Genomic DNA, 14,581 nt, shown 5'->3' with positions numbered 1-14,581 from the left:
GTCGGACGCGACGGCCCGTCAGTGCCGCTCGGCCGCCCCCGCGACCGGAGCCGGGAAGTCACCGAAGTCCACGCGGAGCCGGGTGAGCAGCTGGTGCACGCCCCACAGTTCCTCGTCGGAGTAGCAGCCGAGCCCGAAGTCCATGGCGAGGAGCGCCCGCGTGGCCTCCTCGGTGACCTCGCGACCGGACTCGGTGATCTCCGCCAGCACGCCCCGGCCGTCGCTCGGGTTGGGGCGGCGGAGCACCAGGCCCTGCCCCTCCAGCCGGTCGATGGTGTTGGTGACACTGGTGGGGTGCACCATCAGACGCTCACCGATCTTGCCCAGCGGCAGTGAACCGGTGGCGCTGAAGGTGAGCAGGACCAGCGCCTCGTAGCGGGCGAAGGTCAGACCGAACGGCTTGAGCGTGCCGTCCAGCTCGCCGATGAGGATCTGCTGCGCGCGCATGAGGGAGGTGACCGCCGCCATGGCGGGCGAGGCACCCCACCTCTGACTCCAGTTGTCGTGAGCGCGCTCGATCGGGTCGAACGGAAGGTTCAAAGGGTTTCCCACGCCGTCACTCTAGGCCGTACACCACGCCCCTCCGACCCCCGCGAAGGCGCCGGGCCCACCGGTGCGGAACCCCGCGCCGCACACCTCGCACCCGGACGGCCCACGACCGACGGGAAAGGACAAGGGGGGTTACCTGACCGGAACGGGACACGCGGACCGCTCGGCACTGGTCCGGTACCCCAACTTGGAAAAGCCGGTCGGCGGCGAGGAGAACGCGCCCTCCCGCCACGAGAGGCGAAAGGAGTCCGCGCACTCTCATTGACTCCGCGAAAACCATTAGTTAACTTTCCTAAAAAATGGTTTCCCCACCTCAGAGGCGCTATGGCCCGTTCGCCACCGTCCATGGAACCACCGCTCGAACTCGACACGCCCCTCCGCAAGGACTCCCTTCTCCAACGGAGCCCCGCCCCCGCGGTCCTCCGGCCTCCCCCTCCCCCCAAGAGGAGACCCCTCCGTGAGAACACCTCTGAGAAACCGGCTCGCCGCGTTGGCCGCGGCTCTGCTGGTCGCGCCCCTCGCCCTCTCCCCCGCACCGGCGGCCGCCGCCCCGGGGGACGTGACCGTCACCTACGTCGAGACGTCCCGGTGGGACAGCGGCTACGGCGGACAGATCACCATCCAGAACGAGACCGCGAGCGACCTCACCGACTGGACCGTCGGCTTCGACACCCCGGCCGGGGTCCGGATCACCAGCGTGTGGAACGCCGTCCACACCGTGAACGGCGACACGCACACCCTCACCCCGCCGTCCTGGGGTGCCACGATCCCCGCGAACGGCTCCTACCAGATCGGCTTCAACGGCACTCACGGCGGCGGCGGGACCGCACCCGTCAACTGCACGGTGAACGGCGCCCCCTGTTCCGGCGGAGGTGCCGAGCCCGACACGGAGCCGCCCTCCGCACCGGGCGGCCTCACCGTCGGCGAGGTCACCTCGAACACCGTCGTCCTCTCCTGGGACGCGGCCACGGACGACGTCGCCGTCGCGGGCTACGAGATCCTCTCCGACGGTCAGGTCGTGCGCTCGGTCGGGGCCGAGTCCCTCACCGCCACGGTCGGCGGCCTCACTCCCCTGACCCGGTACGACTTCACCGTCCGGGCCTTCGACACCTCCAACAACCGCGGCCCGGAGAGCGCGGCGGTCACCGCCACCACGGTGGAGGGGTCGGGCACCTCGCCGACCGGTGAGCGCCGCGTCGCCTACTTCACCCAGTGGGGCATCTACGACCGGGGCTATCTGGTGCGCAACCTGGAGACCTCCGGCACGGCCGAGAACCTCACCCACATCAACTACTCGTTCGGCAACGTCAACGCCAACGGCGAGTGCTTCATGGCGAACCAGCTCGGTCAGGGCGACGCCTGGGCCGACTACGGCCGCTCGTTCCGCGCGGACGAGAGCGTGGACGGCGTCGCCGACACCTGGGACCAGGACCTGCGGGGCAACTTCAACCAGCTGCGCAAGCTCAAGGAGCGGTACCCCGACCTCAAGGTGCACATCTCCCTCGGTGGCTGGACCTGGTCCGAGCACTTCTCCGACGCGGCCCTGACCCCCGAATCGCGGGAGCGGATGGTCAGCTCCTGCGTCGACCAGTTCCTGCGCGGCAACCTGCCCCTGTTCGACGGGGCGGGCGGGCCGGGCGCGGCGGCCGGCGTCTTCGACGGCATCGACCTCGACTGGGAGTGGCCCGGCAGCGAGGGCCACGAGCACAACGTCGTGCGGCCCGAGGACCGGGAGAACTTCACCGCCCTCGTCCGGGAGTTCCGCGACCAGCTCGACACCCTGGGGACCGAGACCGGGCGGCACTACGAGTTGACCGCGTTCCTGCCCGCCGACCCGGAGAAGGTCGAGGCGGGGTTCCAGATGGACCTGCTCATGCCCGACTTCGACTTCGTCACGGTGCAGGGGTACGACTTCCACGGCGCCTGGGAGAACGCCACCGCGCACCAGTCCAACACGGTGTTCGACACCGACGACCCGAGCCCGCGTCGGTTCTCCAGCGAGATCGCCGTCCAGGAGTACGTCAGTCGGGGGGTCGACCCGGCCGACATGGTCCTCGGGCTGCCCTTCTACAGCCGTGGCTGGACGGGCGTCGCCCCCGGGCCGAACGGGGACGGTCTCTTCCAGAGCGCGACGGGTCCGGCACCGGGTACCTACGAGCAGGGCATCGACGACTGGAAGGTGATCAAGGACCTGCCGGGCTTCACCCTGCACAGGGACGACGCGCTGGGCACGGCCTGGCTCTACGACGGCACCACCTTCTGGACCTACGACGACGAGATCGCACTGGCCCAGAAGACCGACTGGGCCCAGGCCCAGGGCTTGGGCGGGGTGATGATCTGGTCCATCGACGGTGACGACGCGAACGGCTCGCTGATGGCGGCGGTGGACGCCGCGCTGACCTCGTAGCCCCTTCGTCGCGCCCCTCCGCCCACAGCGGAACCAGGAGCCCCGGCCACCCCCGGCCGGGGCTCTTTCTCATTTCGCGCACCCGGTGTCAAGGCATGCGCGTGGCCACAAGGGGACACTTCCCGTCTCCTGCGACTGGTCCGGCCCGCCAGCTCGACAGATCCGCCGATCGGGCCGGTCGCGACCGCCGGAATCCGGAGCCGGTCCGCGAAAACTTGGCGACAGGGCGTTGACTCGGCCCGTAATTATTAGTTAAGTTTCCTAAAAATTTATCCCCCCACGTCAGGGCCGCGGGAAGTCCTCCACACCCTGACACCCTCCCCCCAGGAGACCTCGCGACGTGAGCTCACGACGACTCAGAAGCCACCTCACCGTGGCGGCCGCCGCCGCGCTGGTGGCGCCACTCGCTCTCTTCGTCCCACCCGCGTCCGCCGAACCGGCCGGACAGGCCCACCCCTCGGACCTTCGGGTGACCTACGTCGAGTCGGCCCGGTGGAACACCGGCTACACCGGTGAGATCACCGTCCACAACACCTCCGGGGCGGACCTGACCGACTGGACCCTGGAGTTCGACCTCCCCGAGGGCAGCGACGTCCACCAGCTGTGGAACGCCACGCTCACGGGCTCCGCCAGCACCGGGTACACCGTGACACCGCCGCACTGGGGCGCGGCGATCCCGGCTGGCGGCACCTACCAGTTCGGGTTCAACGGCGTTCACACCGGCGGCAACAGCCACCTCCTCGACTGCACCGTCAACGGGTCGCCCTGCGCCGGAGAACCCGACGAGGGCCCCCGGCACGGCGACCTCAGCGTCGCCTACTTCACCCAGTGGGGGGTCGAGGAACGCGACTACCCGGTGCGCGCCCTCGTGGACTCCGGCAGCGCCGGAAGGCTCACCCACATCAACTACGCGTTCGGCAACGTCGGCCCCGACGGCGAGTGCTTCATGACCAACGAGCCCGAACAGGGCGACGCGCGCGCCGACTACGGACGGGCGGTCCCCGCCTCCGAGAGCGTCGACGGCGCCGCGGACGGACCCCAGCAGCCCCTGCGCGGCAACTTCAACCAGCTGCGCAAGCTCAAGGAGCAGTACCCCAACCTCGCCATCAACATCTCCCTCGGCGGATGGAACTGGTCCCGGCACTTCTCGGACGCCGCGCTCACCCCCGAGTCCCGCGAACGGCTCGTCAGCTCCTGCGTCGACCTGTACCTGAGGGGGAACCTCCCCGTCATCGACGGCGCGGGCGGCGAGGGAGTCGGCTACGGCGTCTTCGACGGCATCGACCTCGACTGGGAGTGGCCCGCCTCCGACGGCAACCCGCACAACGTCGTGCGGCCCGAGGACCGGGAGAACTTCACCGCCCTCGTCCAGGAGTTCCGCGACCAGCTCGACGAGCTCGGCGCGGAGACCGGCCGCCACTACGAGATCAGCTCGTTCATGCCCGCCGGACCCTGGCGCATCGACACCGGCTTCGAGCTGGACGAGATCATGCCCAACATGGACTTCATCACCGTCCAGGGCTACGACTACCACGGCACCTGGGAGTCGGTCACCAACCACCAGTCCAACCTGGCCCCGGACCCGCGCGACCCGGGTGACGTCATCTCCACCCAGACCACCGTCCAGGCCTACCTCGACCGGGGCGTCGACCCCGGGAAGATCGTCCTGGGCGTGCCCTTCTACGGGCAGGGCTGGACCGGCGTGGAACCCGGCCCCGAGGGCGACGGGCTCTTCCAACCCGCCGCGGGCCCGGCGCCCGGCACCTACGCCGACGGCACCGAGGAGTACCGCAACCTCAAGGAGCTGCCCGGGTACGAGCTGTTCCGCGACGACGACCTCGGAACGGCCTGGCTCTATGACGGCGAGACCTTCTGGACGTTCGACGACGAGACCTCCATGACCCAGAAGACCGACTGGGTGACGGAGAACGGGCTCGGCGGCGTCATGATCTGGTCCATCGACGGCGACGATGCCGAGGGCGGCCTCATGGCCGCCATCGACGCGGCGCTCGGCGGGTAGGACCGAAGGCCCCCGCCTCCGGCCCCGGCCGGAGGCGGGCACCAGCGGCGTCGGTGCTCTGATCCGGGGAGCACCGCCGCCAGGCCGGGGCAGACCGACGTGCGACGGTCCGCCCCGGCCGCTCCCCTTCCGGGGCGGCCGCTACCCGCCCCGCCGGAAACGGTCGGGCCGGGCTCCCGTACTCCCCCGAGGAGAACCACGGGAACCGGCGACGGCGCGGGCCGTTCGGCGCGGACGGCCGCTACCCGCCCGCGCCGATCTGCGCCATCAGCAGGTCGGCGGCGGCGTACGGGTCGCGTTCACCGTCCGCCACCTGCCGGGCCAGCTCCTCCAGCCCGTGCTCGGAACCCACCCCGCCCATCCGGGCGCGCAGCAGGTCCAGCACGATCGCCTCCACCTCGTCCCGGGCACGCCGGCGCCGACGCGCCCCCAGTTCCCCGGACTTCTCCAGGTGCGCGCTGTGCTCCTCCACCCGCCCCCAGAGCTCGTCGACGCCCTCGTCCCGGGCCGCCACCGTCATGGCGATCGGCGGCTTCCACTCGTCGTCGGAGCGGTCCTTCATCGCGACCATCTGGCGGAGCTCGCGCAGGGTCGCCTTGGCGCCGTCGCGGTCGGCCTTGTTCACCGCGAACACGTCCGCGACCTCGAGGACACCGGCCTTGGCGGCCTGGACCCCGTCACCCATGCCGGGGGCGCTCAGCACCACCGTCGTGTCCGCCAGACCGGCGATCTCCACCTCGGCCTGCCCCACACCGACCGTCTCCACCAGGATCACGTCGAACCCGGCCGCGTCGAGCACCCGCAGCGCGTGCGGGGTCGCCCACGACAACCCGCCCAGGTGCCCCCGGTTGGCCATCGAGCGGATGTACACGCCCGGGTCGGTGGCGTGCTCCTGCATCCGCACCCGGTCACCCAGCAGCGCGCCCCCGGTGAACGGCGACGAGGGGTCCACCGCCAGGACCGCGACCGTCAGGTCCCGGGCCCGCACCGCGCGCACCACCGCGTTGGTGGTGGTGGACTTGCCGACCCCGGGGGAACCGGTGAACCCGACCACGCGGGCCCGGCCGGTGTGGGGGGCCAACCCCGCCATGACCTCGCGCAGTCCCGGAGCACCGTTCTCGACCAGGGTGATGGCGCGGGCCAGCGCCCGGCGGTCACCCCCGCGAACCCGTTCGACCAGCTGGGGGGCGTTCATACGACTCCTCGACTTCGACCAGCGGACGTGTGTGGGGGCGGGGGCCCGACGCCCCCGCCCCGTACGATCTCACCCTGGTCCGGTCCGCGCACGGACCGGACGCGCGCTCTCGCTACTCCCCGGGCACCGTGAACAGGAGGGCGTCGCCCTGGCCGCCGCCACCGCACAGGGCGGCCGCGCCGAGCCCGCCGCCGCGACGACGCAGCTCGTGGACCAGGTGTAGGGCGATGCGGGCACCGGAGGCACCGATCGGGTGGCCGAGCGCGATGGCGCCGCCGTTGACGTTGACGATGTCCTCGGAGACGCCGAGGTCCTTGGTGGACTGGATACCGACCGCGGCGAAGGCCTCGTTGATCTCGACCAGGTCGAGGTCGGCGACCTCCTTGCCCGCCTTGGCCAGGGCGTGCCTGATGGCGTTGGAGGGCTGCGAGTGCAGGGAGTTGTCCGGACCGGCGACGTTCCCGTGCGCGCCGATCTCGGCGAGGATCGGGACACCGAGCTCCTCCGCCTTGGCGCGGCTCATGACGACCACCGCGGCGGCGCCGTCGGAGATCTGGGAGGAGGAACCCGCCGTGATGGTGCCGTCGCTGTCGAAGGCCGGACGCAGACGGCCCAGGCTCTCGACGGTCGTGTCGGCCCGGACGCCCTCGTCGTGCCGGAAGACGACCGGGTCGCCCTTGCGCTGCGGGATCTCGACCGGGACGATCTCCGCGTCGAACAGGCCCTGCTCGGCGGCGGCGGCCGCGCGCTGGTGGGAACGGGCCGCGAAGGCGTCCTGCTCGGGGCGCTCGATCCCGAGTTTGCCGTTGTGGCGCTCGGTGGAGGCCCCCATCGAGTCACCCTCGAAGGCGTCGGTCAGACCGTCGTGCGCGGTGGCGTCCAACACCTCCACGGAGCCGTACTTGTAGCCCTTTCGGGACTTGGGCAGGAGGTGGGGGGCGTTGGTCATCGATTCCATGCCGCCCGCGACCACGACGTCGAACTCGCCCGCGCGGATCAGCTGGTCCGCAAGGGCGATGGCGTCCAGCCCGGAGAGGCAGACCTTGTTGATGGTCACGGACGGGACGTCCATGGGGATGCCCGCCTTGACGGCGGCCTGCCGCGAGGGGATCTGGCCGGCGCCCGCCTGGAGCACCTGCCCCATGACCACGTACTCGACCTGGTCGCCGCCGATCCCCGCGCGCTCCAGCGCGGCCTTGATCGCGAGGCCGCCCAGGTCGACGGCGGAGAATCCGGCGAGGGAGCCGAGGAGACGGCCGGTCGGGGTGCGGGCCCCACCGACGATGACGGAACCGGGCATCTTAAACGGCCTCCAAGTGATGGGCGTCGCAGCTGGTCTGCAACGATACCCACACAGGTCCCAGCGACGTTCGGGAGGTTCGCCAGTGAGTGACGCACCCAGCCCCACCGGCCCGTTCTCAGGTCTGACCCGGTTGGACCACGTGGGGATCGCGTGCCGCGACCTCGACGCGTCCGTCGAGTTCTACCGGACCACCTACGGCTTCGAGGTGGAGCACGAGGAGGTCAACGAGGAGCAGGGCGTCCGCGAGGCGATGCTCCGGATCAACGGCACGGACGACGGCGGCGCCACCTATCTGCAACTCCTGGAACCGACCCGGGCGGACTCCCCCGTGGCGCGGTTCCTGGAGCGCAACGGTGAGGGCGTGCACCACGTCGCGTTCGGTACCGGGGACGTGGCGCGGAGCGCGGAGGGGATCGGCGGACGCGGGGTGCGCGTCCTGGACCCCGAGCCGCGCGCCGGAACCGCCGGGTCGCGCATCGTGTTCCTCCACCCGAAGGACTGCGGCGGCGTCCTCACCGAGTTGGTGCAGAGCGCCCACTAGCGTCATGCTGAGGGAGACGGGCGGTCGATTCACGTCACGGGGAAGTTCCGGTCTCATCACGTCTTGGGACCCCGTGGCGCGGTTGACCTGAGCCCCCACCGGAAGTTACCCGAAACCCCCTTCCCAGCGGTGCCACGCTTGATAAAGTCGGCTAGCTGCCGGATGTGCTTTTCTTCCGGCGTTGGTCCACCTCTTGCAGTCCGGTCGGTGAACCGGGACGGTCGTGACCGGGAGCGCACCGCACCCGGACGTCCGTCGGAGGCGGTCGGGGTCACTGCGGGAGCTCGGGTACCCGCCGCACCGGTCCGTCCGCGTCCCGGATTCACGCGCCCCGGGCGACAACCCGTCCACCGGGGGCACACAGCAGCCGCCCTCCCGCCGCCCCCGGCAGTTTGCACGTAGCCGTCTCGCACCCGTTCAGGATTCCGCCACATGTCGTCAAACAACATTGACACCCAGCTCAACAACATCTTCGACGAGGACAACACCCCGCCAGAGTTCGACGTGGTGCTGCGTGGCTTCGACCGTAACCAGGTGCAGGACTACCTGGACGGGCTGCGCAACGAGGTCAAGCAGTCCAACAAGCAGCTCGAAAAGGCCAAGTCCGAGCTGAACGCGAAGAACCGCCAGCTCCAGGAGCGCGAGCGCCCCTCCTACTCGGGCCTGGGCTCGCGGATCGAGGAACTGCTGCGCCTGGCCGAGGAACAGGCCAACGAGCTGGTCCAGAGCGCCCAGATCGACGCCAACGACATCCGCTCGGCCGCCCAGATCGAGGCCGCCGAGATGCGCGCCGCCGCCGAGTCCGAGGCCACCGAGGTCCGCACGCTGGCCCAGCGCGAGGCCGACGAGCAGCGCCAGGCCGCCGAGTCCGAGGCCGAGGAGATCAGCACCACCGCCCGCCGCGAGGCCGACGAGCTGGCCTCGACCACCGAGCGCGAGGTGCAGAAGAAGCGTTCGGCCGTCGACCACGAGATCGCCGAGAAGCGCGCCACCTTCGAGGGTGAGATCGCCAAGCTGCGCACCACCACCGAGCGTGAGTGCGCCCAGGCCCGCGCCGCCGCCAAGCGGGAGCGCGACGAGACGATCCAGTCGGCCAAGAGCCAGGCCGAGGAGCTGCGCAAGAACGCCGAGCGGGCCTACGCCGAGTCCGAGGCGCGTCGTACCGAGACCGAGGACCAGTTCGAGCTCCAGCTGGCCGACCGCCGCGCCGAGGCCGAGCGCCAGGACGCCGAGCGCCTGGCGGCCGCCCAGGCCGCCACGCAGAAGATGGTCAACGAGGCCGAGGAGCGCGCCTCCAGCGCCGAGCAGCGGGCCACCAAGGCCAGCCAGCAGGCCGAGCAGACCCGCCGTGACGCCGAGAACCACGCCAAGCAGCTGGTCAGCAACGCGAAGAAGAACGCAGGCCAGATCGAGGCCGAGGCCAAGTCGAAGGCCGAGCACCAGCTCAGCGACGCCAAGTCCGAGGCCAACCGGATCATGACGGCCGCCAGGAAGGAGGTCGACGAGCTCAACCGCCAGCGGGACAGCATCCAGTCGCACCTCCAGCAGCTGCGTCAGCTGCTCGGTGGCGGCGGTGCCCCCGCGGCTCCGGCCGCTCCGGCCGCGCCCGCCCCCGCCGCGATCCCGCAGGAGGCCGCCCCGGCCGCCCCCGTGGCCGAGGAGCCGAAGCAGCCCGCCCACTCCGGCAAGGGCTCCGACGACGAGGACTGGTGGCAGGAGTAACGACCGGCCCCGGCCGCGTCGTCACGTAGCGACGAAGGGCCCGGTCCCGGGGGTTCACCCCCCGGGGCCGGGCCCTCAGTCGTTCGGGCGCCGACGAGGACGAAGAACAACCGGCCACCCGGGCACCCGAACACACACCGAAACGAAGCCGAAGCCCGAACCACCACCCCCCACCACAAGGGGGGTGCGGTCGTTCGGACGCCGCCAGGGTTCTGCAAGACGAGACAAGCCGCCAGCGAGGAACGAGCCAGGCGCCGACGAGGATGAAGAACAGCTGGCTACTCGGGCCCCCGAACACGGGCCGAAGCGAAGCGGAGGCCCAAAGGAATACCGCGGCCCAAAACTACACAGCGTCCTTCTCCCACGGCCCGTCCCATTCGGTGGGCAGCGGGTACGCGGCGGGGTTGACGCGCTTGACGATCTCGTCGAGGACGCGACGCACGTAGGGTTCGCCAACCCACAGGTGCTTGGCGCCGTCGACTCCGATGATCTCGGCCTGGGTGAGGGGGGCGAAGCGTGCTCGCGCCTCGTCGGGGCGCAGGTAGTCGTCGTGTTCGGGAACCAGGGCGACGACGGGTTTGCCGGACTCCGCCCACACGCGCATGTCGGACTCGTCGGCGCGGTGCAGGGGCGGCGACAGCAGCAGTGTGCCCCGCACCTGGGGGTCGCATCCCCACTTGAGGGCGAGCTCGGTGCCGAACGACCAGCCGAGCAGCCAGGGGGCGGGCAGGTCCTCGAACTCGGTGAACTCGATGGCGGCCATCACGTCGTGCCGTTCGGTCTCGCCCTCACCGAACACGCCTTCGCTGGTCCCGTGGCGGGAGGTGGTGCCGCGTGTGTTGAAGCGCAGCACGGCGACGTCGGCCAGGGCGGGCAACCGGAAGGACGCCTTGCGCAGGACGTGGCTGTCCATCATGCCCTCGGCGGTGGGCAGGGGGTGCAGGCAGACGAGGGTGGCGACGGGCCTGCGCCTCTCGGGGGGCAGGGCCAGTTCGCCGACCAGCTCCAGACCGTCGGCGGTGTGCAGGGCGATGGGCCGACGGGCGGCGGGCAGCACCGTGGTGGCGCGGATCTGCATGGGTCCTCTTCGTGAGTTCAGTGTCTGGGGGCCCGGGGCGAGCGTCGCGAGCGCCGGTCCCAGCAGGAGGAGTGCCAGTGCCGCCGGTCGTCACCGTCGCCGTAGGGGCGCCAGGCGACGACGTGGGGCATCCCGGCGGGGATCTCCTGGGCGCAGCCGGGGCAGCGGTAGACCTTGGTCGCGGCCGCCCCGCTGATCCGACGGGTGACCCACTCGCCGTCGGGGCCGGTCTCCCGGCGCTGTCCGCCGGTGACGCGCAGCATGAGGGCGTCCTCGTCCGGGGGACCTCCGGGGTCGCTCTTGCCCCGGGCGGTCTTTCGGCGGGGGGTGTTACGGCGCGGGCTCACCCTTCCAGGGTAGAAGAGGACACGCAGTGGCCGCCGTCACACCCGTGGCGTGACGGCGGCCGGTGGAACCGGGGACCCTGCGGCGGTCGCCCCTAGTGGCAGGCGCAGCCGCCGTGCGAGGGGCCCTCCTCGGCGTCGGGCAGCAGGTCCATGAGGAGCGGCGCGGGCACCGCGATGGTGGTGAGCCCGTACTCCGCCATGGCCACGAGGGTGGTGATGACGGACTCCGCGCCGCGCTCCTCCAGGAGCTCGGTGGGGCCCTTCGGGTAGCCGCAGCCGAACCGCATCGCGGTGTCGACGTCCTTGGCGGAGGCGTAGCCGTCGCCGACCATGCGCATGGCGTCGTCGATCTGCGGCGCGAGGAGCATCTCGCCGAGGTCGAGGGTCTCCTCCTCGCGGACCATCTCGGCGAGGCGGCTGGTCCGGGGACGCTCGGGCGTCTGGTCGCCGGAAGAGTAGAAGCCCTCACCGGCCTTGCGGCCGAGGCGGCCCGCCGCGACCATGCGGCGCAGGAGCGGGGCGGCGGCGTACCGAGGGTCGCGGAACTCGTCCCACAGGACGTCCATGACGGCCAGGCACACGTCCAGACCGACGAGGTCGGCGAGGGTGAGCGGCCCCATGGGCAGGCCGGCGGCCTTCTTGACGGACTCGTCGATCTCCTCGCGGGTGGCGACTCCCCGCTCGTAGAGCCGTACGGCGTCGTTGATGTAGGGCACCAACAGGGCGTTGGCGACGAACCCGGCGCGGTCGGCGACCGCGACCGGGGTCTTGCCGACGCGCTTGGCGACCTCGGTGACGACGTCGACGGTCTCGGGGCTGGTGGAGACGGTGGTGACGACCTCGGCCAGCTTCATGACCGGGGCAGGGTTGAAGAAGTGCAGTCCGACGACCTTCTCGGGCCGGTCGGTGAGCGCGGCGATCTCGGTGACCGACAGCGAGGAGGTGTTGGTCGCCAGGATCGTGCCGGGCGGGCAGATCCGGTCGAGGTCGCCGAACACGTCACGCTTGACGCCCATGCGTTCGGGGACGGCCTCGACGACGAAGTCGGCGTCCGAGAGGTCCTCCCGGGACGTACTGAAGGTAAGGCGCGCGTCGATCTCCGCGCGCTCCTCCTCGGTGATCTTGTCCTTGCTCACCGCGCGTGAGAGGGACCTGTCCACGTGGCCGCGGCCGCGGTCGAGGGCGGCCTGGTCGATCTCGACCCCGACGACGTTGAACCCGGCTCTGGCGAACACCTCAGCGATGCCCGCACCCATCGTGCCCAGTCCTACGACGCCGACCTTGTCAAATTCCTGCACCATGGGCCCCACCCTAGACCTCCGGGGTGCCCCGTCCGCGCAGGGGGACCAGAACTTTACTACCGCCGAGTAACGCCACCTGGCCGGACCGGCACCACGGCGATGGCCAGCGCCGAGAAGACGGCGCTGACCGCGAACACGGAGGGGAGTCCGGCGAACGTGATCACCGCCGCCATCAACACGGGGGTGAGGGTGGTGCTCACCGACTGGAGCCAGTTCTGCACGGCCAGCGCCCGACCCGCCCAGGCTGTTCCGGCGATCTCGGCGACCGACAGGAAGGTGAGGCCGTTGTGCCACATGGTGAGGACGAGGCAGAGCAGGACGAGCGGGACCGCCGCCTCGGCCCACAGGTTCGGCAGCGCGGTCAGCAGGACGAGCGCCACCCCGGAGACCACCGCCAGCCACCGGACCGGGCGGGTGCGGTCGCCGGTCCGGTCCGACCGGGCCCCGAGCAGCAACCGCCCGACCGCGCCGGGGATCTGCGCGGCCGCGACCACCGCTCCCGCGGCGGGCGGGCTCCACCCCTGTTCCTGGACCAGGTAGATGACGGTGTACACCATGAGGGTGACCTGCGGGACCCCCAGGAGCATGCTCGCGCCGTGCACCCGCCAGATGTCCCACCTGCGGTAGGGGGACTCCGCCCGGGCCGGTTCGGCGGGGGTGATCGCGCCATCGTCGGGCACGGGTGCGCCCGGTCCCGCCGGCGGGTCGCGCCGCGCCGGACCGCCCGGGGGCGCGGAGGCCATCGACAGCACCAGCGGCACGGCGACCAGCGCGAGTGCGGCCGGAAGCGTCATCGCCCCGACGAACCCCCACGCGTCCGCCGCCCGGGGCAGCACCAGAGCCGCCAGGCCCACGCCCAGGGGCAGCGCGGACTGCCTGACGCCCATGGCCAGTCCGCGTTCGGCGGGCGCGAACCAGGTCATGACCAGGCGCCCGCTGGCCGCGTTGACCGGACCGCCGACCGCTCCGGCCAGCAGCAGGACCGCGGCCGCGCCCCACAGGCCCGTCACCGTCCACAACAGCCCGAGCGCGCCCGCCGTGAGGAGCAGGCTCAGCGCCATCGTCACCCGCTCCCCCGCGCGGTCGATCACCACCCCCCAGACCAGGAGGGTCAGCAACAGACCGAACGAGGGCAGCCCGGCCAGCATCCCGGCCTGGGCGGTGGAGACTCCGAACGCCTCACGGAGCTGCGGCAGCACGACCGGCACGCCGAACATCACCGAGACACTGGCCACCTGGGCCACCATGCTGACGGACAGGATCACCCAACGGTTGCGCACGAGCATCCCGCCAGCCTAGGGAGTCCCGTCGCCGCCCCCGCTCCCGCTCCGCTCCCGAAGCGGGTTCGCGAACGCGGCGAAGGCGGTAACGTGACGTCCCGTGCGTCTCGTCATCGCGCGGTGCAGCGTCGACTACGTCGGCCGACTCACCGCCCACCTGCCCATGGCTCCCCGCCTGATCCTCATCAAGGCCGACGGGAGCGTGTCCATCCACGCCGACGACCGGGCGTTCAAACCCCTGAACTGGATGAACCCTCCGTGCAAGCTCCGCGAGGAGCCGGTCGAGGACGGTCCCGACGTGTGGACGGTCACGCACAGCAAGTCCGGTGAGAAGCTCGTGCTGACCATCGAGGAGGTCCTGCACGACTCCTCGCACGAGCTCGGCAAGGACCCCGGGCTCCAGAAGGACGGCGTGGAGGCCCACCTCCAGGAACTGCTCGCCGAGCACATCACCACGCTGGGCGAGGGCTACACGCTGATCCGCCGCGAGTACCCCACCGCCATCGGCCCCGTGGACATCCTCTGCCGCGACGGGCGGAGCAACACCGTCGCGGTGGAGCTCAAGCGGCGTGGGGACATCGACGGCGTGGAGCAGCTGACCCGCTACCTCGAACTCCTCAACCGGGACCCGTCCCTGGCTCCGGTGACCGGTGTGTTCGCCGCCCAGGAGATCAAGCCCCAGGCCAAGGTGCTGGCCGAGGACCGGGGCATCTCCTGCGTGGTCCTCGACTACGACGAGCTGCGCGGCATCGAGCCCGACACCCTCCGACTGTTCTGACGCCTCGGACCGTCCGCTGTCCTCCGTTCGGAGGACAGCGGACGGTCCCTCCGGCGGACA

12 protein-coding genes are annotated in these 14,581 nt (G+C 71.2%); 5 read left to right on the top strand and 7 right to left on the bottom strand.

Features of this window, described 5'->3' with window-relative positions; translation table 11 throughout:
* Nucleotides 1-18 precede the first annotated feature (18 nt).
* Complete coding sequence (locus ACFYL4_RS19055) at nt 19-540, bottom strand: MarR family transcriptional regulator (RefSeq protein ID WP_357758391.1); 522 nt, start codon at nt 538-540, stop codon at nt 19-21.
* 466 nt (nt 541-1,006) lie between these two features.
* Between ACFYL4_RS19055 and ACFYL4_RS19050 the strand changes: the two genes are divergently transcribed.
* Together ACFYL4_RS19050 and ACFYL4_RS19045 are read left to right on the top strand one after the other, a co-directional pair.
* Nucleotides 1,007-2,956 (top strand): glycosyl hydrolase family 18 protein, encoded by a 1,950-nt coding sequence (locus ACFYL4_RS19050; protein WP_387519612.1) that lies wholly within the window; start codon nt 1,007-1,009, stop codon nt 2,954-2,956.
* Between the two features lie 340 nt (nt 2,957-3,296).
* Nucleotides 3,297-4,976, top strand: coding sequence for a glycosyl hydrolase family 18 protein (locus ACFYL4_RS19045; RefSeq protein ID WP_387519610.1), 1,680 nt, complete (start codon nt 3,297-3,299; stop codon nt 4,974-4,976).
* 241 nt (nt 4,977-5,217) lie between these two features.
* On the opposite strand, the gene meaB is transcribed toward ACFYL4_RS19045, so the two are convergent.
* Nucleotides 5,218-6,171: a methylmalonyl Co-A mutase-associated GTPase MeaB gene (gene meaB / locus ACFYL4_RS19040; protein ID WP_387519608.1), complete on the bottom strand. Its 954-nt coding sequence runs from the start codon at nt 6,169-6,171 to the stop codon at nt 5,218-5,220.
* A 112-nt stretch (nt 6,172-6,283) separates the two neighbouring features.
* A complete protein-coding gene (locus ACFYL4_RS19035) occupies nt 6,284-7,471 on the bottom strand; it encodes an acetyl-CoA C-acetyltransferase (protein WP_357758292.1) in 1,188 nt (395 codons plus the stop codon).
* Between the two features lie 85 nt (nt 7,472-7,556).
* Between ACFYL4_RS19035 and mce the strand changes: the two genes are divergently transcribed.
* Both mce and ACFYL4_RS19025 read left to right on the top strand, forming a co-directional pair.
* The gene (gene mce / locus ACFYL4_RS19030) at nt 7,557-8,015 is read left to right on the top strand and encodes a methylmalonyl-CoA epimerase (RefSeq protein ID WP_357758289.1); all 459 of its coding nucleotides are present in this window, start codon (nt 7,557-7,559) and stop codon (nt 8,013-8,015) included.
* A 432-nt stretch (nt 8,016-8,447) separates the two neighbouring features.
* Nucleotides 8,448-9,737, top strand: coding sequence for a DivIVA domain-containing protein (locus ACFYL4_RS19025; protein ID WP_357758286.1), 1,290 nt, complete (start codon nt 8,448-8,450; stop codon nt 9,735-9,737).
* 343 nt (nt 9,738-10,080) lie between these two features.
* Here ACFYL4_RS19025 and ACFYL4_RS19020 read toward each other — a convergent pair whose 3' ends face one another.
* The 4 genes from ACFYL4_RS19020 to ACFYL4_RS19005 form a co-directional block, all read right to left on the bottom strand.
* Complete coding sequence (locus ACFYL4_RS19020; protein WP_387519605.1) at nt 10,081-10,815, bottom strand: alpha/beta hydrolase; 735 nt, start codon at nt 10,813-10,815, stop codon at nt 10,081-10,083.
* A gap of 17 nt (nt 10,816-10,832) precedes the next feature.
* Nucleotides 10,833-11,162 (bottom strand): ATP/GTP-binding protein, encoded by a 330-nt coding sequence (locus ACFYL4_RS19015; protein WP_357758280.1) that lies wholly within the window; start codon nt 11,160-11,162, stop codon nt 10,833-10,835.
* Between the two features lie 92 nt (nt 11,163-11,254).
* Nucleotides 11,255-12,463 (bottom strand): 3-hydroxybutyryl-CoA dehydrogenase, encoded by a 1,209-nt coding sequence (locus ACFYL4_RS19010; RefSeq protein WP_387519603.1) that lies wholly within the window; start codon nt 12,461-12,463, stop codon nt 11,255-11,257.
* 56 nt (nt 12,464-12,519) lie between these two features.
* On the bottom strand, nt 12,520-13,749 hold the full coding sequence (locus tag ACFYL4_RS19005) for an MFS transporter (RefSeq protein WP_357758274.1): 1,230 nt from the start codon (nt 13,747-13,749) through the stop codon (nt 12,520-12,522).
* A 94-nt stretch (nt 13,750-13,843) separates the two neighbouring features.
* On the opposite strand from ACFYL4_RS19005, the gene nucS reads away from it, so the two are divergent.
* Nucleotides 13,844-14,521: an endonuclease NucS gene (gene nucS, locus ACFYL4_RS19000; RefSeq protein ID WP_357758271.1), complete on the top strand. Its 678-nt coding sequence runs from the start codon at nt 13,844-13,846 to the stop codon at nt 14,519-14,521.
* The last annotated feature ends 60 nt before the right edge of the window (nt 14,522-14,581 follow it).

The sequence above is a fragment of the Nocardiopsis sp. NPDC006938 genome (assembly GCF_042869555.1).
In the GTDB taxonomy this organism is placed as follows: Bacteria; Actinomycetota; Actinomycetes; order Streptosporangiales; family Streptosporangiaceae; genus Nocardiopsis.
This window is presented reverse-complemented; position numbering and strand designations above follow the sequence as displayed.

Bases quoted from the DNA above. Each gene is read 5' to 3' on its own strand.
- ACFYL4_RS19020 (WP_387519605.1), bottom strand. From the start codon at position 10,815: ATGCAGATCCGCGCCACCACGGTGCTGCCCGCCGCCCGTCGGCCCATC.
- ACFYL4_RS19035 (WP_357758292.1), bottom strand. From the start codon at position 7,471: ATGCCCGGTTCCGTCATCGTCGGTGGGGCCCGCACCCCGACCGGCCGT.
- ACFYL4_RS19005 (WP_357758274.1), bottom strand. From the start codon at position 13,749: ATGCTCGTGCGCAACCGTTGGGTGATCCTGTCCGTCAGCATGGTGGCC.
- ACFYL4_RS19010 (WP_387519603.1), bottom strand. From the start codon at position 12,463: ATGGTGCAGGAATTTGACAAGGTCGGCGTCGTAGGACTGGGCACGATG.
- ACFYL4_RS19025 (WP_357758286.1), top strand. From the start codon at position 8,448: ATGTCGTCAAACAACATTGACACCCAGCTCAACAACATCTTCGACGAG.
- meaB (WP_387519608.1), bottom strand. From the start codon at position 6,171: ATGAACGCCCCCCAGCTGGTCGAACGGGTTCGCGGGGGTGACCGCCGG.